Genomic DNA, 17,269 nt, shown 5'->3' on the forward strand with positions numbered 1-17,269 from the left:
GCCTACGAGGGCGCGTACGTGACCGGCTGGTACCCGGCGACGAGCGACCGCCGCTGGGACCAGATGAAGAAGGACTGCTCAGTACATGAGCAGTCGCGACCGCGGCTTTCGTCATGGCCGAGCCCTACGACGCCGGAACACACCGCCCCTGCTCGGTGCGGTAGCTCCACGCGGCACCGTCCCGCACCAGCGAGGTGACGGCCGCGACGAACCGCTCCACGTGCTCGTCGGGCGTACCGGCGCCGAAGCTGACCCGGATCGCGTTCAGCGACTTCTCACCGGGCGTCGCCTCGGGCGCCCCGCACTCGCCCTGCGTCTGCGGGTCGGAGCCGAGCAGCGTGCGCACGAGCGGGTGGGCGCAGAACAGGCCGTCGCGCACCCCGATCCCGTACTCGGCGGAGAGCGCGGCGGCGAAGTGCGAGGAGTTCCAGCCCTCCACCACGAACGAGATGACGCCGACGCGCGGGGCGTCGTCCCCGAACAGGGAGAGCACCTTCACCTCGGGCACGGCGGCGAGTCCGTCCCGCACCTTGCCGATCAGTTCCTGCTCCCGCGCGACGAGGCTGTCGAACCCGGCCTCGGTCAGCGCCTTGCAGGCGGAGGCGATGGAGTACACGCCGATGACGTTCGGCGAGCCGGCCTCGTGCCGGGCGGCGCTGTCGTGCCACTCGACGTCCACGCCGCCGTCCGCGCGGCGGGCGACCTTGCGCGAGGCGCCGCCGCCGGCCAGGTACGGCTCGGCCTCGGTCAGCCAGTCGGAGCGCCCGGCGAGCACCCCGGAGCCGAACGGCGCGTACAGCTTGTGCCCGGAGAAGGCGACCCAGTCGACGTCCAGGTCCTGCACGGAGACGGGGTGGTGGGGCGCGAGCTGGGCGGCGTCGAGCACGATGCGGGCACCGTGCGCGTGAGCGGCCGCCGCCAGCTCGCGCACCGGCCACAGTTCACCGGTGACGTTGGAGGCACCGGTGACGCAGACCAGCGCGGGGCCGTACGGATCCCGGTCGGCGAGCGCCCGCTCCAGGGTGGCGACGGCCTCGTCCGGGGTGCGCGGGGCGTTCAGGTAGGTCACGCGGGAGTCGCGCCAGGGCAGCAGCGAGGCGTGGTGCTCGGTCTCGAAGACGAAGACCTGGCAGTCGGCGGGGAGGGCCGCGGCCAGCAGGTTGAGCGAGTCGGTGGTCGAGCGGGTGAAGACGACCTGGTCGCCCTCGCGGCAGTCGAGGAACTCGGCGACGGTCACCCGGGAGCTCTCGAAGAGGTCGGTGGAGAGCTGGGAGAGGTACCCGGCGCCGCGGTGCACGCTGCCGTAGTAGGGGGCGTACGCGGCGACGTCGTCCCAGACCCGCTGGAGGGCCGGCGCGCTGGCGGCGTAGTCGAGGGCCGCGTAGGTCACTTCGCCGCCGGTGACGAGCGGCACGGTGACGTCCCGGCCGAGCACCGGCAGCGGAGCGATGGTCTCGGTACAGGCAGCGGCGTCGACGGAAACAGACATGGGTGAACTCCCTGGCAAGGTAAGCGAATTGACCATGCCGAAGCCACGACTGAGCACTACGGAACAGGGCTCGACGGCATGGAAAGAAAGGTGAAACGGGTACGCAGAGGCGGGGCCGATACGCCCTATCGCATTCGCTTGCTCACGAGACTGCTCCCTCGAGGACCAGGACCCCAGGGTGTGCAGGGGTCCGCGCTTGCCATAGACCTCGCTGCCTACGGCCTGGTCTTCACCCAGGGCACCCCGCCACGGACGGAGGGTTGCCGGACAGCGGGCTGGGGCCTCGATCGCTGTCACTCATGACCTTGAAAAGCATCCTGCCATACCTTCCGGATACGGCAAGGGCGCAGTCCAGCTCCTGAGACGGATCGGACTGCGCCCTGCGTCACACTCAGCGGTTGCTGGCGACGACCCACCGCTCCAGGGTGGCCTTCGCGGCGCCGGAGTCGATCGACTCCGCGGCCCGCTCCATGCCGGCCCTGATCTGCTCGACGAGCGTGCCGCCGCCGGGGCGTACGGCGACGAGCGCGGCGGCCGAGTTCAGCAGCACGGCGTCCCGCACCGGCCCCCGCTCCCCGTCGAGGATCCGTCGGGCGACCTCGGCGTTGAACGACGGGTCGCCGCCGCGCAGCGCCTCGATGCCGACCGGCTCGATGCCGACGTCGCGCGGGTCGAAGACCTCCTCGCGCACCGCGCCGTCGCGCACCACCCAGACGCGGGAGGTGCCGGTGATGGTCAGCTCGTCGAGTCCGTCGTCGCCGCGGAAGACCAGCGAGGAGTTGCCGCGCTCGGCGAAGACCCCGGCCACCACGGGCGCCATCCGCGGATCGGCGACCCCCACGGCCTGCGCCGACACCCGGGCCGGGTTGGTCAGCGGGCCGAGCAGGTTGAACACCGTACGGATGCCGATCTGGCCGCGGGCCGCGCCCGCGTACCGCAGCGCCGGGTGGAACTTGACCGCGAAGCAGAAGGTGATGCCCGCCTCCTCGGCCACCTGGGGGACACGGGCCGGCGCCAGGTCCAGATTGACGCCCAGCTTCTCCAGGACGTCCGAGGAGCCCGAGGCGGAGGAGGCCGCCCGGTTGCCGTGCTTGACGACCTTGGTCCCCGCGCCCGCGATCACGATGGCGGACATGGTGGAGATGTTGACGGTCTTCGCGCCGTCGCCGCCCGTCCCGACGATGTCGACGGTCTCGCCGGGCACCTCGATGGTGTTGGCGTGCTCGTACATGGCGCGGACCAGACCGGTGATCTCCTCGACGGTCTCGCCCTTGGCGCGCAGCGCGACCACGAAGGCGGCGATCTGCGCGTCGGTCGCCTCGCCGCTCATGATGCGGTCCATCGCCCAGGCGGTGTCGTCGGCGCTCTGGTCGCGCCCGTCGAGCAGTCCGTTCAGCACACTGGGCCAGGAACGGCCCGCCGCGGTGTCGCCTCCAGCGGGGGTCAAAGCGCTCATGGCCGCTCCTGTGATGTTGTCCGTACGGGGATGGGGAACGGCCCCCACCCTATCGAGCGGCGAGGACGGCAAAGAGCCCCCGTCCAGTGCCTGGACGAGGGCTCTTGCCGTGGCGAACAGTGTCGAGTCAGTACCTCGGAGATCAGTGGTGGCCGTGGCCGCTGGTGATCTCCTTGTACTCCTCGGCGGTGGGCTTGGGGATCTGGTTGTGCTCCCCGTAGTAGCCCTTCGACAGCTTGGCGCGCGCCTTCTGCAGACGCGACACCTTGCGCTCCACACCGTTCTCGTCGACCTCGGGGCCGATCTCGACGGGCTTGTACTGCTCGTGCGCGGTGAGCGTGTGCAGGGCCTCGGCGTCGAGCGGCTCGTGGACCTCGACGAACTCACCGTGCGGCAGGCGCTTGATGATGCCGGACTCGCGTCCGTGCAGCACCTTGTCCTTGTCGCGGCGCTGGAGGCCGAGGCAGATCCGCTTGGTGACGATGAAGACCACGACCGGCATCACGAAGAAGCTGACGCGGACGAACCAGGTGATCGCGTTGATCGACAGGTGGAAGTGCGTGGCCCAGAGGTCGTTGCCACCACCGATCATCAGCACGAAGTACCAGGAGATCCACGCGGCACCGAAGGCGGTACGCGTCGGCGCGTTGCGCGGGCGGTCCAGGATGTGGTGCTCGCGCTTGTCGCCGGTGACCCAGGACTCGATGAACGGGTAGACCGCGATCGCGACCAGGACCAGCGGGAAGATCACCAGCGGGATGAACACGCCCAGGACGAGCGTGTGGCCCCAGAGGTTGATCTCCCAGCCCGGCATGACACGGATCAGGCCTTCGGAGAAGCCCATGTACCAGTCGGGCTGCGCACCGGTGGACACCTGGTCCGGACGGTACGGGCCGATGGCCCAGATCGGGTTGATCGAGGCGATCGCCGCGACGATCGCGATGACACCGAAGACCAGGAAGAAGAAGCCACCCGCCTTGGCCATGTAGACCGGGAGGAGCGGCATGCCCACGACGTTCTTGTTGGTCTTGCCGGCACCCGCGAACTGCGTGTGCTTGTGGTAGAAGACCAGGATCAGGTGGGCCACCATCAGGCCGAGCATGATGCCCGGCAGCAGCAGGATGTGGACCGAGTAGAACCGCGCGACGAAGTCGCCGCCCGGGAACTCGCCGCCGAAGAGGAAGAACGACAGGTACGTGCCGACGATCGGCACGGACAGGACCGCGCCCTCCATGAAGCGGACACCGGTGCCGGACAGCAGGTCGTCGGGGAGCGAGTAACCGGTGAAGCCGGTGAACATGCCCAGGACGAACAGCAGGAAGCCGAACAGCCAGTTGACCTCACGCGGCTTGCGGAAGGCACCCGTGAAGAACACGCGCATCATGTGCACGAACATGCCGGCGAGGAAGATCAGCGCGGCCCAGTGGTGGATCTGCCGGATCAGCAGACCACCGCGCACATCGAAGGAGATGTGCATGGTCGAGTTGAACGCCTCGGACATCAGCTGACCCTGCAGCGGGATGTAGCTGCCGTGGTACTCCACCTCGTTCATCGACGGGTGGAAGAACAGCGTCAGGTACACACCCGTGAGGATGATGATGATGAAGCTGTACATGCAGATCTCGCCGAGCATGAAGGACCAGTGGTCCGGAAAGATCTTGCGCATGTTGGACTTGGCCAGGGAGTAGATCCCGAGGCGTCCGTCCGCCCAGTCGGCGACACGCTCGCCGGCCGGTGCCTTCTCGCGAGAAGGCGCGTCGTTCGTGGCTTGAGTACTCATCCGCGCTCCCAGAAGGCAGGACCGACGGGCTCCGCGAAGTCGCTCTGCGCCACGAGGTAGCCCTCTTCGTCAGCCGCGATGTGCAGCTGCGGAAGGGCATGACCGGCGGGGCCGAAGATGACCCGAGCACCGTCGGAGAGGTCGAAGGTGGACTGGTGGCAGGGGCAGAGCACGTGGTGCGTCTGCTGCTCGTACAGGGAGATCGGGCAACCGACGTGGGTGCAGATCTTCGAGTACGCGACCACACCCTCGTGCGACCACTCGAGCTCCTGCTTGTCCTTGATGTTGTCCGGCTGGATGCGGACGAGCATCAGGGCCGCCTTGGCGATCTCCTTCTGGAAGTCCTCGTCGTGCTCCTCCAGGCCCTCGGGCTTGGCGAAGGTGAGCGAACCGACCGCGATGTCCGAAGCACGCAGCGGCTCGTTCGTGTTCATGTTGACGAGCTTCAGGCCCTTCTTCCAGGCCGTGGTGCGGAGCTTCTTCTCGGGCAGCGGGCCGAGGTCGCGCAGGAGGACGACGCCGGAGAGCGGCACCAGGGCCAGCGCGCCGAACATCGTGTTGCGGATCAGCTTGCGCCGGCCGAACTGCGACTCCCGCGCACCGTCCGCGAAGTCGGCCAGAACCTGGGCCTTGACCTCGGGCTCGGCCTCGATCGGGTGACGCTCGGAAGCGACCTCGACGTCCGACATCAGGGTGCGGGCCCAGTGGACCGCGCCCGCGCCGATGCAGAACAGCGCCACGCCCAGGGTCGTGCCCAGGGCGAAGTTGAGCGCGCTGATGTGCCCCATCGGGAAGATGTAGACGATCTTGTGGGCGCTGATGGTCACGTACGACGCGATGAAGCCGATGGTGGCCAGCATCGAGATCGTGAACAGCATCGCCACGACGCGCTCGGACCGCCGGGCGGCCCGCTCGTCGATGTCCTGGATCCGGTGCTCGTGCGGGGGCAGGCCCGGGTCGGCGAAGGGGTTGTCCTTCGTCGGCTCGACGGAACCGTGTCCGTCACCCTGCGCGTCGGGCAGGTTCTCTTCTGGAATGTCTTGGCTACTCATGACTTCTTGGCCTTTGCGGTCCGAGCGGCAACCCAGATGGCGACGGCGATCAGGGCGCCGAGACCGAAGATCCAGGCGAACAGCCCCTCACTGACCGGGCCGAGCCCGCCCAGCTTGAGACCACCGGGGCTCTCGGACTTGTCGCCGTTGACCGCGTCGAGGTACGCGATGATGTCCTTCTTGTTCTGCTTGGTCATCGTCGTGTCCGGGAAGGACGGCATGTTCTGCGGGCCGGTCTGCATGGCCTCGTAGATGTGCTTCGGGCTGACGCCCTCGAGGTTCGGCGCGAACTTGCCGTGCGTCAGCGCGCCACCTTCACCGGTGAAGTTGTGGCACTGGGCGCAGTTCGTGCGGAACAGTTCGCCGCCCTTGGCGACGTCCGCCCCGCTCGGGTCGTAGTCCTCCTTGGTCGGCGTGACCGGACCGGCACCGAGGGAGGAGATGTACGCGGCGAGCTGGTCGATCTCGGCCTGCGAGTAGATGACCTTCTTCTTCGGGACCTGGGCGCCCGGCTGCTGGGCCGGCATACGGCCGGTGCCGACCTGGAAGTCGACGGCGGCGGAGCCGACACCGACGAGGCTAGGACCGTCAGTGGTGCCCTGACCGCCGGTTCCGTGGCAGCTGGCGCAGCCTACGGAGTACAGCTTCTTGCCCTCGTCGATGGCGAGGGACTGGGCGGTTTCATCGGCCTGCGCCTTGTCCGCGGGCGCGAACGCGGCGTACAGCCCCCCGGTGGCCGCCAGCGCGAGGAGTAGGACGACGACCGCCGCCAGCGGATGGCGTCGTCGTGCGGAGAGCTTTTTCACGGATTACCCCGGTGTCAGGATCTTCTGCGTCGGTGCTACGGGAATGTTTCGGGTGCTTCGCCCGATGCTGCGATCTGCGAACTACTTGATCAGGTAGATCGTGGCGAAGAGGCCGATCCATACGACATCGACGAAGTGCCAGTAGTAGGACACGACGATGGCCGCGGTCGCCTGCTCGTGAGTGAACTTCCGGGCCGCGTACGTCCTGCCGAGGACGAACAGGAAGGCGATGAGGCCACCTGTCACGTGCATGCCGTGGAAGCCGGTGGTCAGGTAGAACACCGAGCCGTACGGGTCGGACGAGAGCGAAAGCCCGTCCTTCTTGACCAGCTCGGTGTACTCGAAGACCTGACCGCCGATGAAGATCGCACCCATGATGAAGGTGACGATGAACCACATCCGGAGCTTCTTCACGTCCCCGCGCTCGGCGGCGAAGACGCCGAGCTGGCAGGTCAGAGAGGAGAGCACCAGGATCGTGGTGTTCGTCGCGGAGAACGGAAGGTTCAGGCTCGAGGCCATTTCCTTCCAGTGATCCGGTCCTGTCACCGATCGCAGGGTGAAGTACATCGCGAAGAGGGCCGCGAAGAACATCAGCTCGGAACTCAGCCAGATGATGGTTCCGACGCTGGTGAGGTTCGGTCGATTGACCGACGGGTGCGCGTGCCCGGTTTCTACTGTCGTTGCTGTCGCCACGACCGACATTATGTCGGTCGCTTATCTCGCCCTCACTCCGGGGGGTGCCGTTCGGAGTGTCTGGGGGGTGTGTCCAGCCCATATGGCCCATCGGCGGCCTGTGCGAAGCGGTGTTGACGGGGTGTCGGGAGGAGTAGGCTCCGCGCCAACGACGCCGTACAGATGCCCCATGACGACGATGTCTCGGAGGAACGATGCAGTCGACCGCGACGGTCCTGGTCTACAGCGACGACGCCAACACCCGCGAGCAGGTCCGGCTCGCGACCGGACGCAGGCCCGCATCCGATGCCCCCGAGGTCCAGTTCATCGAGTGCGCGACGCTTCCCGCGGTCCTGAAGGAGCTGGACCGGGGCGGGATCGACGTGTGCGTGCTGGACGGCGAGGCCGTGCCGGCCGGGGGCATGGGGGTCTGCCGCCAGATCAAGGACGAGATCTTCCGGTGTCCGCCGGTGCTCCTCCTGATCGGCCGCCCGCAGGACGCCTGGCTGGCCACCTGGAGCCGCGCGGACGCCGCGGTGACGCTTCCGGTCGAACCGGTCGAATTCGCCGACGCACTGGCCTCTCTGCTGCGCTCACGGCTCTCCGTGGGGGCCTGACACGCGCCGACTCCCGTACGCGGAGCGCGTACGGGAGTCGGAAGTCTCACACTCGGCGTGCTCAGAGCTGCGGGCTGAGCCGCGCCTGCTGCGCCGGGTCGGGCGTGTCGGTGTTGTTCAGGGCGCTGCCCTTGCCCCATTCCTTCCAGCCGAGGTTCCAGTCCCCGAAGCCGTTGCCGAAGGGATCCATGTCGTCGCCGTAGCTGTTGACGACCTTGACGACGTCGCCCTTGCGGAAGGTGTCGAAGAACCACTCGGCGTTCCCGGTGCTCATGCCGGTGCAGCCGTGGCTGACGTTCGCGGCGCCCTGGGAGCCGGTGGACCACGGCGCGGCGTGCACGTACTCACCGCTCCACGTGACCCGGGTGGCGTAGTACACGGGCAGGTCGTACGAGTCCGAGGTGCCCTCGGAGATGCCGATGCTGGTGCCGCGCATCCGGACGTAGTACTCCTGGCCGAGCACGACCTTGGTGCCGTTGCGGGTCTCGAAGCCGGGCTTGCCGGTGGTGATCGGGATGGAGTTGATCTCCTCCCCGTTGCGGTACACCGTCATGTAGTGCGAGCCGGCGTCGGTGATGGCCACCATCTTGTCGCCGGTGGTGATGGTCAGCGGCTTGGACTTGCCGCCCCACAGCCGGTCGGTGACCTTGATGCCCTGGAGATTGCTGCGGGCCGTGATGGTGGCGTGGGCGGGCCAGTACTCCTTGGGGCGGAAGTGCAGTTCCTTGCTGTCCACCCAGTACCAGGAGCCGTCCACGGCGGGCTTGGAGTCGACCTTCAGGGCGCGCTCGACGATGGCGCGGGCCTTCTTGTCCTTGATGGGCTTGTTCAGCTCGGCGACCAGGGGCTGGCCCACGCCGTACTTGCCCGCGTCGGGACCGAAGGTGACCTTGAGGGCCTTCTCCTTGGTCGGGTTGCCGGTCTCGAAGGAGAGGACCTTGCGGCCCTGGGCCCCGTCCTCGTCCTCGGTGGAGACGCGGACCGTGTACTGGGCCTCTGCGGCCAGCGGAGCCGTGGAGTGCCACCGGCGGCCGTCGGCGGTGAGTTCGCCCGCGACGTAGCGCCCCATGGCGTCCGTGGCGGTCACATCGGTGATGCGCGCCTCGTCGCCCTGTGCGGTGACTTCCAGCGGCTTGTCCGGATCCGCCTTCTTGGCTCCCACGGGCCCGCTGAAGGCGATCTGGTCCGCCGCGTCGTACGGCGCGGCGGAGAGCGGGTGCGAGGAGCTGCCGCAGGCCGTGAGGCCCGCACCGAGGGCCGCCACACCGAGGGTGCAGCCCAGAACCGTACGGATGCGCGGTGAGTGGTTCATGAACAGAACCGTATGAAGGTTCATCAGTCCCGGCGCGGTGATTGGGCCGCACGGGGCATGTCGGACACACGGAAGGGCCCGGACGCTCCCTCGGGAGTGTCCGGGCCCTTCACGTACGGCAGTTCGGAACCGCTACTGGTTCTGGTTCTCGCCGCGGTAGTACTCGAAGACCCAGCCCCACAGGCCGAACAGGATGACGGGGGCCGAGAAGTACAGCAGCCACCAGCCGAAGACGACGCCCAGGAAGGCGAGGGCGCCACCGACGGCCAGGGAGAGCGGCTGCCAGGAGTGCGGGCTGAAGAAGCCCACCTCGCCGGCGTCGTCCGCGACGTCGGCCTCCTTGTTGTCCTGCGCACCGGTGTCGACCCGCCGGGCCGTGAAGGCCAGGTAGTAGCCGATCATGATGCACAGGCCGAACGCCAGGAAGAGCGCCGTCGTACCGGCCGGCTCCTTCGACCAGACGCCGTACACGGCCGCCATGATCAGGACGAAGAGGCTCAGCCAGATGAACATCTTGCCTTGGACCTTCACTTGCCGGCCTCCTTGCCGCCAGCGAGCGCCTTGGAGCCGTGGCCGGAGTTCTCCAGCTGGTCCAGGGCCGCGATCTCAGGGTGATGCAGGTCGAACGCCGGCGATTCCGAGCGGATGCGCGGCAGGGTGAGGAAGTTGTGCCGCGGCGGCGGGCAGGAGGTCGCCCACTCGAGCGAACGGCCGTAGCCCCACGGGTCGTCGACCTCGATCTTCTTGCCGTACTTGGCGGTCTTCCACACGTTGTAGAAGAACGGCAGGATCGACAGACCGAGCACGAACGAGGAGATCGTCGAGATCGTGTTCAGGGCGGTGAAGCCGTCGGCCGCGAGGTAGTCCGCGTAACGACGCGGCATGCCCTCGACGCCCAGCCAGTGCTGCACCAGGAACGTGCCGTGGAAGCCGATGAACAGCGTCCAGAACGTGATCTTGCCGAGCCGCTCGTCCAGCATCTTGCCGGTGAACTTCGGCCACCAGAAGTGGAAGCCGGCGAACATCGCGAAGACGACCGTTCCGAAGACGACGTAGTGGAAGTGCGCCACCACGAAGTACGAGTCGGAGATGTGGAAGTCCAGCGGCGGGGCCGCCAGGATGACACCGGTCAGACCACCGAAGGTGAAGGTGATCAGGAAGCCGATCGCCCAGAGCATCGGTGTCTCGAAGGACAGCGAGCCCTTCCACATCGTTCCGATCCAGTTGAAGAACTTCACGCCTGTTGGCACGGCGATCAGGAACGTCATGAAGGAGAAGAACGGAAGCAGTACGCCACCGGTGACATACATGTGGTGCGCCCACACCGTCACCGAGAGACCGGCGATGGCGATCGTCGCGCCGATGAGACCCGAGTAGCCGAACATCGGCTTTCTCGAGAACACCGGGATCACTTCGGAAATGATTCCGAAGAATGGCAGGGCGATGATGTACACCTCTGGGTGTCCGAAGAACCAGAAGAGGTGTTGCCATAGGAGCGCGCCGCCGTTCGCGGCGTCGAACACATGGGCACCGAACTTGCGGTCCGCCTCCAGGGCGAACAGCGCGGCCGCGAGGACCGGGAAGGCCAGCAGGACCAGGACACCGGTCAGCAGGACGTTCCAGACGAAGATCGGCATGCGGAACATCGTCATGCCGGGCGCGCGCATGCAGATGATCGTGGTGATGAAGTTGACCGAGCCGAGGATCGTGCCGAAGCCGGAGAAGGCCAGACCCATGATCCACATGTCGGCGCCGATGCCCGGCGAGCGGACGGCGTCCGACAGCGGGCTGTAGGCGAACCAGCCGAAGTCGGCGGCACCCTGCGGGGTGAGGAAGCCACCCACCGCGATCAGCGAGCCGAACAGGTACAGCCAGTAGGCGAACATGTTCAGCCGCGGGAACGCGACGTCGGGGGCGCCGATCTGCAGCGGCATGATCCAGTTCGCGAAGCCCGCGAACAGCGGCGTCGCGAACATCAGCAGCATGATCGTGCCGTGCATCGTGAACGCCTGGTTGAACTGCTCGTTCGACATGATCTGCGTGCCGGGACGGGCCAGTTCGGCGCGCATGAAGAGCGCCATCAGACCGCCGATGCAGAAGAACGCGAACGACGTGACCAGGTACAGCGTGCCGATCGTCTTGTGGTCAGTGGTGGTCAGCCACTTGATCACCGTCGCGCCGGGGCGCTTGGGCCGGGCCGGCAGCTCGTTCTCGTACGAGTCGTCTGCTGCCGCGGCACCCTGGGGTTCGTTGAGGATGCTCACGTTGTCTTCGTCTCCCGGTTCTTCTCGTGCTCCGTCTGGGCGATGCCAGACGGGACGTAACCGGTCTGCCCCTTCTTCGCGAGGTCCTTGAGGTGCTGCTCGTACTTCTCCGGAGAGACGACCTTCACGTTGAACAGCATCCGGGAGTGGTCGACGCCGCAGAGCTCGGCGCACTTGCCCAGGAAGGTCCCCTCCTTGTTGGGGGTCACCTCGAAGGAGTTGGTGTGGCCCGGGATGACGTCCTGCTTCATGAGGAACGGAACCACCCAAAAGGAGTGGATGACGTCACGCGAAGTGAGGACGAACCGGACCTTCTTGCCCTTGGGGAGCCAGAGGGTCGGGCCGGGGTTGTTGGTCTGCGGGTTCCGCGTACCGGGGGTACCGACCTCGTAGACACCGCCGGCGTCGGCCGGGAAGTCCTTCTTGAAGCGCTCGGGGATACCCGAGAGCTCCTTGGAGGTCTTCGCGTCGCCGGAGACGCCTGGCACGTTCTCGACGTAGTTGAAGCCCCAGCTCCACTGGTAGCCGACGACGTTGACGGTCACGTCCGGCTTGTCGGAGAGCTTGAGGAGCTTCGACTCGTCACGAGCCGTGAAGTAGAAGAGGACCGACACGATGATGAGCGGTACGACCGTGTACAGCGCCTCGAGCGGCATGTTGTACCGCGTCTGCGTCGGAACCTCGATCTTGGTGCGGCTACGCCGGTGGAAGATGATGCTCCACAGGATCAGCCCCCACACCAGCACGCCCGTGGCGAGCGCTGCCGCCCACGAGCCCTGCCAGAGGGAGAGGATCCGGGGACCTTCTTCCGTCACCGGGGTGGGCATACCAAGACGAGGGAAGTCCTTGTATGTGCAACCGGTTGCGGTAACCAGGATCAGGCCCGCAGTCAGCACCTGCGGCAGCTTCCGCCGCATCGGGCGCCGCGACGAGCGGTCGGAGCCGTTGGGACTCACGTAGCGCCTTCCCGAGAGTCTCGCCCGCGCTCTTTGGTTGGCTACGGCCGCCATCTCGCTGGTCGCTCGCCGCCCTGGCACACGGGCAGGGGTTTGGATGTTTATGCGGACCAAACCCTACTGGACGCTATTTGGGGTCGCGCGGGGAGGGTGCCTAACGCGCCGCGGGTCACTCCGAAGGGTGGGATGTGGCTGCTCCGGGGGGTTTCTGACGGGGGGTCGGGGCGCCGTCTCGGGGTGGGGGATTTGTCCGCTCGCGAGTGCGGGTTCGTCGTGGTTGCTCGCGCAGTTCCCCGCGCCCCTACGGGGCGCTTCGCCCAGCCGGCGTTCTAGCCTTCGCCTCGTGTCGTACTTCGATGTGGCCTCGTCCGCGCCCCTGCATCCCGTTGCCCGGCAGGCCCTGCAGGCCTCTCTGGACGAGGGGTGGGCCGATCCTTCGCGGCTCTACCGGGAGGGGCGGCGGGCCAGGATGCTGCTCGACGCCGCCAGGGAGGCGGCCGCCGAGGCCGTCGGGTGCCGGACCGACGAGCTGGTCTTCACACCGTCCGGGACGGCCTCCGTGCACACCGCGGTCGCCGGCGCACTCGCCGCACGTCGGCGTGTCGGACAGCACTTGGTGGTATCGGCGGTGGAGCACTCGTCCGTACTCCATTCGGCGGCGGCCCATGAGGGACACGGCGGTTCGGTGACCGAGGTGGGGGTCGAGCGGACCGGCGCGGTCCGCTCCGACGCCTTCCGGGAGGCGCTGCGCGAGGACACCGCCCTGGCGTGTCTGCAGTCCGCCAACCACGAGGTCGGCACCGTCCAGCCGGTCGAGGAGGTCGCCGAGGACTGCCGGACGGCCGGTGTGCCGCTGTTCGTGGACGCCGCGCAGTCGCTGGCGTGGGGGCCGGTGCCGGGCGCCTGGTCGCTGCTGGCGGGCAGCGCCCACAAGTGGGGCGGGCCGGCGGGGGTCGGGCTGCTCGTGGTGCGCAAAGGGGTGCGGTTCGCGCCCCAAGGGCCCGGGGACGAGCGTGAATCGGGGCGGGCGCCCGGGTTCGAGAACATTCCGGGCATCGTGGCCGCCGTGGCGTCGCTGCGGGCGGTCCGCGCCGAGGCCGCGGCGGAGGCGGCGCGGCTGCGGGAGCTGACGGACCTGATGCGGGCCCGGGTGCCCCGGCTGGTGCCGGACGTGGAGATCGTCGGGGATCCGGCGCGGCGGCTGCCGCATCTGCTGACGTTCTCGTGCCTGTACGTGGACGGGGAGAGCCTGCTGCACGGGCTCGACCGGGCCGGCTTCTCGGTGTCGTCGGGCTCGTCGTGCACCAGCAGCACGCTGACGCCCAGCCATGTGCTGCGGGCCATGGGTGTGGTGAGCGAGGGGAACGTACGGGTGTCGCTGCCGCTCGGGACGCCGGAGTCGGAGGTGGAGCGGTTCCTCGATGTGCTGCCGGCGGTGGTGCGGGAGGTCAGGGAACGGCTCGGGGCGCCGGTCGCCCTGGCGCCGGGGGACGCCGAGGCCGTCACCGTGGACGCCCTGGGCATGACGTGCCCGCAGCCTGTCATCGAACTGGCCCGGGCGATCGGAAAGGTCCGCCCCGGGGGCACCGTGACCGTGATCGCCGATGACGAGGTCGCAGCCGTGGACATCCCCGCGTGGTGCTTCACGCAGGGCCATGAGTATCTGGGGGCCGGCCCACGGCCCGACGGGGCCGCAGCTTATGGGGTGCGCAGGAGCGCCCCGTAGGGGCGCGGGGAACTGCGCGCTCAGCCATAGAAAAGCCGCAGACGCGTCTGCTCGGTGCATGAGCAGACGCGTCTGCGGCTTTCGTCGTGGCTGGCCGCGCAGTTCCCCGCGCCCCTAAGGGGCGCTTCAGCTGAGGTAGGACTCGACCTCGGTGGCGGCCTCGTCGCCGTAGGCCTTGCGGAAGCGCTCCATGAAGGGGACGCGGCGCAGGGCGTACTCCTGGGTGCCGAGGGTCTCGATGACCAGCGTCGCGAGCATGCAGCCGATCTGCGCGGCACGCTCCAGGGAGACGCCCCAGGAGAGACCTGACAGGAATCCGGCGCGGAACGCGTCGCCGACGCCGGTCGGGTCGACCTTCGCCTCCTCCTCCGGGCAGCCGACCTCGACGGCCTCCTCGCCGACCCGCTCGATGCGTACGCCGCGCGCGCCGAGCGTGGTGACGCGGTGGCCGACCCTGGAGAGGATCTCGGCCTCGGTCCAGCCGGTCTTGGACTCGATGAGGCCCTTCTCGTACTCGTTCGAGAAGAGGTACGTGGCGCCGTCGAGGAGGGTGCCGATCTCGTCGCCGTCCATGCGCGCGATCTGCTGCGAGAAGTCGGCGGCGAAGGGGATCTCGCGGCTGCGGCACTCCTCGGTGTGCCGGAGCATCGCCTCGGGGTCGTCGGCGCCGATGAGGACGAGGTCGAGGCCGCCCACGCGGTCGGCGACGGTCTTCAGCTCGATGAGGCGGGCCTCGCTCATCGCGCCCGTGTAGAAGGAGCCGATCTGGTTGTGGTCGGCGTCCGTGGTGCACACGAAGCGGGCCGTGTGCAGCGTCTCGGAGATCCGCACCGACGCCGTGTCCACGCCGTGGCGGTCGAGCCAGGCGCGGTACTCGTCGAAGTCGGAGCCGGCCGCGCCGACCAGGACCGGGCTGGAACCGAGCTGGCCCATGCCGAAGGCGATGTTGGCGCCGACGCCGCCCCGGCGCACGTCGAGGTTGTCGACGAGGAAGGAGAGGGAGACCGTGTGCAGCTGGTCGGCGACGAACTGGTCGGCGAAGCGGCCGGGGAAGGTCATCAGATGGTCGGTGGCGATGGAGCCGGTGACTGCGATTCGCACAGCGGGAACACGCTTCCTGAGGGGCGGCGGTTGACAGTTCACGCTACCCGGTCGGCACCCCTGCCCTGAAGTGCGGAAACTACCTGATAGTAGGTCTTTTTTCCGAAGGTGCCGCGTGCCTACGGTGCGTACATGACCTACGACGTGTCCTTCATGACGCAGGACGGGCTGGCGGCGCTGCGCGGCGACTGTGCCCGGATGGTTCCGCACTGGGTGCTGCCGCGGGCGCCCTGGGAGGTGGAGCCGCGGGTCACCGTGGTCGGTGCGGCCGGGATCCACGGGGTCGTGGTGCCCGCTTCGTCCGCGCGTCTGGTCGACTCCCTGGCAGGTTTCGACGACTGACGGCGCGTGGAAGGGAACCGCACGCCCCGTTGCCGCGTCCCATCGCTGTCCCCTTTCGGTGTCCTCCATCGAGGGGATGCGGGATACGACACGGCAGGCGAAGGAGCGATGCGGTGAGCACCGAAGAGCAGACGCGGGACCGGAGCGGGCGACGGCGCACGCTGGCGGTCGCCTCGGCCCTGGCGGCTGTCCTCCTGGCCGGCGGCGGTGGCACGTACTGGGCGATGAGCGCGAACGGCGGGGGCGGCCCGGACGGGGCGGGCAAGGACGGCACTCCCCCGCCGCTGGCACTGGACGGCTACGGAGAGAGCGGCGCCCCGGGTGCGTCGAACGGGATCGCGCCGGGCGAGCCGGATCCGAACGGCTCGCGGTACCGGGCGACCGGTGATCTGCCCGACGGGCCGGACGAGGCCGCGGTGTACCGGGCGAAGGGTGCGGTGACCGCCGCCGACGTGCGGGCCCTCGGCAAGGCGCTCGACGTGGCCGGGACGCCGAAGCTCCAGGCCGGCACCTGGCGCCTCGGCCCGGCGCCGGACGGCTCGGGCCCCTCGCTGGAGGTGACCGGCAAGGCTCCGGGCACCTGGACGTACGCGCGCTACGCAGGATCGGCGAGCGGGAAGAAGTGTCCGTCCGATGCCGCGTGCGCGGGCGGGGTGGGCAGCGGGAACGAGCGGGACGCGGTGAGCGAGGCGGCCGCGAGGAAGGCCGCGGCGCCCGTCCTCAAGGCGCTCGGGCAGGACTCCGCGAAGCTGGACGCGAGCCAGCTCATGGGCGCCACCCGGGTGGTGAACGCCGATCCCGAGGTGGGCGGCCTGCCCACGTACGGCTGGTCGACGGGGATCCAGATCGGCGCCGACGGCCAAGTGGTCGGCGGCAGCGGGCGGTTGAAGACGCCGGTCGAGGGCGCCACGTATCCGACGGTCGGCGCGCGGGAGACGCTGAAGCGGATGAACGGCGCGGCGGCGGGCGGGCGCGTCCCGGCCGACGCCTGCGCGAGCGCGGTGCCGCTCGACGGTGACTCCCCCGCCGCGGACGGCGGTTCGGGCTGTACGCCGTCGTCGCCGAGGCCGCCCGCGTCGACGACGGTCGACGTCACCGGCGCCACGTTCGGGCTCGCCGCGCACGCCACCGGCGACGAGCAGGTGCTCGTACCGTCGTGGCTGTTCACGGTGGAGCAGCCGGGGACCGAGCGTCCGATGACCGTGACCCGGCCGGCGGTCGCGCCGAAGTACCTGGTCGCGCCGGGGAGTTCGACGACCGCACCGGAGCCGTCGGCGTCGTCCTCCGCCTCGGCGTCGGGCGGGCCGGGGTTCGAGGTGGGTGATGTGCGGGTGCAGGGGTACCGCGCGGACTCGTCGGGGAAGACGCTGACCCTGCACTTCACCGGGGGCGTGTGCGCGACGTACGCGGCCGCGGCGGACGAGTCGGCGAAGACGGTGACCGTGCGGGTGACCGCGACGCAGAAGAAGGGGACCGTCTGCATCAAGGTGGCGAAGTCCTACACGCTGCCGGTGACGCTCGACGCCCCGCTGGACGGGCGGAAGGTCGTCGGCACGGACGGGAGCACGGTGACGGCCGCGGAGCGGAACCGGCCGGGCAGCGGTCCCGCGCCCCGCGGCTAGGGCAGGACAGGACAAAGGGCTGGGGCACCCCCGTGGGGGTGCCCCAGCCCTTTGTCGTGCTCTTGTGGCGCTCG

General features: G+C 68.8%; 15 protein-coding genes and 1 riboswitch. Of the genes, 4 read left to right on the forward strand and 11 right to left on the reverse strand.

Annotated elements, in window-relative coordinates; all coding sequences use genetic code 11:
• Positions 1–124: 124 nt before the first annotated feature.
• The 6 genes from ABZ930_RS12515 to ABZ930_RS12540 form a co-directional block, all read right to left on the reverse strand.
• Positions 125–1,489: an aminotransferase class V-fold PLP-dependent enzyme gene (locus ABZ930_RS12515; RefSeq protein ID WP_361545732.1), complete on the reverse strand. Its 1,365-nt coding sequence runs from the start codon at positions 1,487–1,489 to the stop codon at positions 125–127.
• Between the two features lie 187 nt (positions 1,490–1,676).
• Positions 1,677–1,794, reverse strand: a riboswitch (SAM riboswitch).
• A gap of 86 nt (positions 1,795–1,880) precedes the next feature.
• Positions 1,881–2,945 carry an anthranilate phosphoribosyltransferase gene (gene trpD, locus ABZ930_RS12520; protein WP_361545735.1) on the reverse strand — a complete coding sequence of 355 codons (1,065 nt, stop codon included), beginning with the start codon at positions 2,943–2,945 and terminating at the stop codon, positions 1,881–1,883.
• Positions 2,946–3,087: 142 nt separating this feature from the next.
• Positions 3,088–4,725, reverse strand: a complete 1,638-nt coding sequence (locus tag ABZ930_RS12525; RefSeq protein WP_361545738.1) for a cytochrome bc complex cytochrome b subunit — start codon at positions 4,723–4,725, stop codon at positions 3,088–3,090.
• Positions 4,722–5,777, reverse strand: coding sequence for a Rieske 2Fe-2S domain-containing protein (locus ABZ930_RS12530; protein ID WP_361545741.1), 1,056 nt, complete (start codon positions 5,775–5,777; stop codon positions 4,722–4,724). The genes ABZ930_RS12525 and ABZ930_RS12530 overlap by 4 nt, the downstream gene beginning before the upstream one ends.
• Positions 5,774–6,583, reverse strand: a complete 810-nt coding sequence (locus ABZ930_RS12535) for a c-type cytochrome (RefSeq protein WP_361545744.1) — start codon at positions 6,581–6,583, stop codon at positions 5,774–5,776. The genes ABZ930_RS12530 and ABZ930_RS12535 overlap by 4 nt, the downstream gene beginning before the upstream one ends.
• Positions 6,584–6,664: 81 nt before the next feature.
• Positions 6,665–7,285 (reverse strand): heme-copper oxidase subunit III, encoded by a 621-nt coding sequence (locus ABZ930_RS12540; RefSeq protein WP_026246331.1) that lies wholly within the window; start codon positions 7,283–7,285, stop codon positions 6,665–6,667.
• A gap of 185 nt (positions 7,286–7,470) precedes the next feature.
• Here ABZ930_RS12540 and ABZ930_RS12545 point away from each other — a divergent pair, with 185 nt between their 5' ends.
• Positions 7,471–7,872 carry a hypothetical protein gene (locus ABZ930_RS12545; RefSeq protein ID WP_361545747.1) on the forward strand — a complete coding sequence of 134 codons (402 nt, stop codon included), beginning with the start codon at positions 7,471–7,473 and terminating at the stop codon, positions 7,870–7,872.
• 61 nt (positions 7,873–7,933) lie between these two features.
• Here the strand turns inward: ABZ930_RS12545 and ABZ930_RS12550 are convergent, their stop codons facing one another.
• From ABZ930_RS12550 to coxB, 4 genes are all read right to left on the reverse strand, one after another.
• Positions 7,934–9,184, reverse strand: coding sequence for an Ig-like domain-containing protein (locus ABZ930_RS12550; protein WP_361545749.1), 1,251 nt, complete (start codon positions 9,182–9,184; stop codon positions 7,934–7,936).
• Positions 9,185–9,316: 132 nt separating this feature from the next.
• A complete protein-coding gene (locus ABZ930_RS12555) occupies positions 9,317–9,715 on the reverse strand; it encodes a cytochrome c oxidase subunit 4 (RefSeq protein WP_361545752.1) in 399 nt (132 codons plus the stop codon).
• Entirely contained in the window at positions 9,712–11,448 is a 1,737-nt protein-coding gene (ctaD, locus tag ABZ930_RS12560; RefSeq protein ID WP_361545755.1) for a cytochrome c oxidase subunit I, read from the reverse strand. The genes ABZ930_RS12555 and ctaD overlap by 4 nt, the downstream gene beginning before the upstream one ends.
• Positions 11,445–12,404, reverse strand: a complete 960-nt coding sequence (coxB, locus tag ABZ930_RS12565; RefSeq protein ID WP_111661848.1) for a cytochrome c oxidase subunit II — start codon at positions 12,402–12,404, stop codon at positions 11,445–11,447. The genes ctaD and coxB overlap by 4 nt, the downstream gene beginning before the upstream one ends.
• Positions 12,405–12,747: 343 nt before the next feature.
• Between coxB and ABZ930_RS12570 the strand changes: the two genes are divergently transcribed.
• The gene (locus ABZ930_RS12570; RefSeq protein WP_361545759.1) at positions 12,748–14,130 is read left to right on the forward strand and encodes an aminotransferase class V-fold PLP-dependent enzyme; all 1,383 of its coding nucleotides are present in this window, start codon (positions 12,748–12,750) and stop codon (positions 14,128–14,130) included.
• A gap of 126 nt (positions 14,131–14,256) precedes the next feature.
• On the opposite strand, the gene ABZ930_RS12575 is transcribed toward ABZ930_RS12570, so the two are convergent.
• Entirely contained in the window at positions 14,257–15,231 is a 975-nt protein-coding gene (locus ABZ930_RS12575) for a carbohydrate kinase family protein (protein WP_361545762.1), read from the reverse strand.
• Between the two features lie 132 nt (positions 15,232–15,363).
• Between ABZ930_RS12575 and ABZ930_RS12580 the strand changes: the two genes are divergently transcribed.
• Together ABZ930_RS12580 and ABZ930_RS12585 are read left to right on the forward strand one after the other, a co-directional pair.
• Positions 15,364–15,573 (forward strand): hypothetical protein, encoded by a 210-nt coding sequence (locus ABZ930_RS12580; RefSeq protein ID WP_351443811.1) that lies wholly within the window; start codon positions 15,364–15,366, stop codon positions 15,571–15,573.
• A 113-nt stretch (positions 15,574–15,686) separates the two neighbouring features.
• The gene (locus ABZ930_RS12585; protein WP_361545765.1) at positions 15,687–17,195 is read left to right on the forward strand and encodes a hypothetical protein; all 1,509 of its coding nucleotides are present in this window, start codon (positions 15,687–15,689) and stop codon (positions 17,193–17,195) included.
• The last annotated feature ends 74 nt before the right edge of the window (positions 17,196–17,269 follow it).

Origin of the sequence: Streptomyces sp. NPDC046716 (assembly GCF_040645755.1) — a bacterium.
Taxonomy (GTDB): domain Bacteria; phylum Actinomycetota; class Actinomycetes; order Streptomycetales; family Streptomycetaceae; genus Streptomyces.

Bases quoted from the DNA above. Each gene is read 5' to 3' on its own strand.
- ABZ930_RS12515 (WP_361545732.1), bottom strand. From the start codon at position 1,489: ATGTCTGTTTCCGTCGACGCCGCTGCCTGTACCGAGACCATCGCTCCG.
- trpD (WP_361545735.1), bottom strand. From the start codon at position 2,945: ATGAGCGCTTTGACCCCCGCTGGAGGCGACACCGCGGCGGGCCGTTCC.
- ABZ930_RS12525 (WP_361545738.1), bottom strand. From the start codon at position 4,725: ATGAGTACTCAAGCCACGAACGACGCGCCTTCTCGCGAGAAGGCACCG.
- ABZ930_RS12530 (WP_361545741.1), bottom strand. From the start codon at position 5,777: ATGAGTAGCCAAGACATTCCAGAAGAGAACCTGCCCGACGCGCAGGGT.
- ABZ930_RS12540 (WP_026246331.1), bottom strand. From the start codon at position 7,285: ATGTCGGTCGTGGCGACAGCAACGACAGTAGAAACCGGGCACGCGCAC.
- ABZ930_RS12545 (WP_361545747.1), top strand. From the start codon at position 7,471: ATGCAGTCGACCGCGACGGTCCTGGTCTACAGCGACGACGCCAACACC.
- ABZ930_RS12550 (WP_361545749.1), bottom strand. From the start codon at position 9,184: ATGAACCACTCACCGCGCATCCGTACGGTTCTGGGCTGCACCCTCGGT.
- ABZ930_RS12580 (WP_351443811.1), top strand. From the start codon at position 15,364: ATGACCTACGACGTGTCCTTCATGACGCAGGACGGGCTGGCGGCGCTG.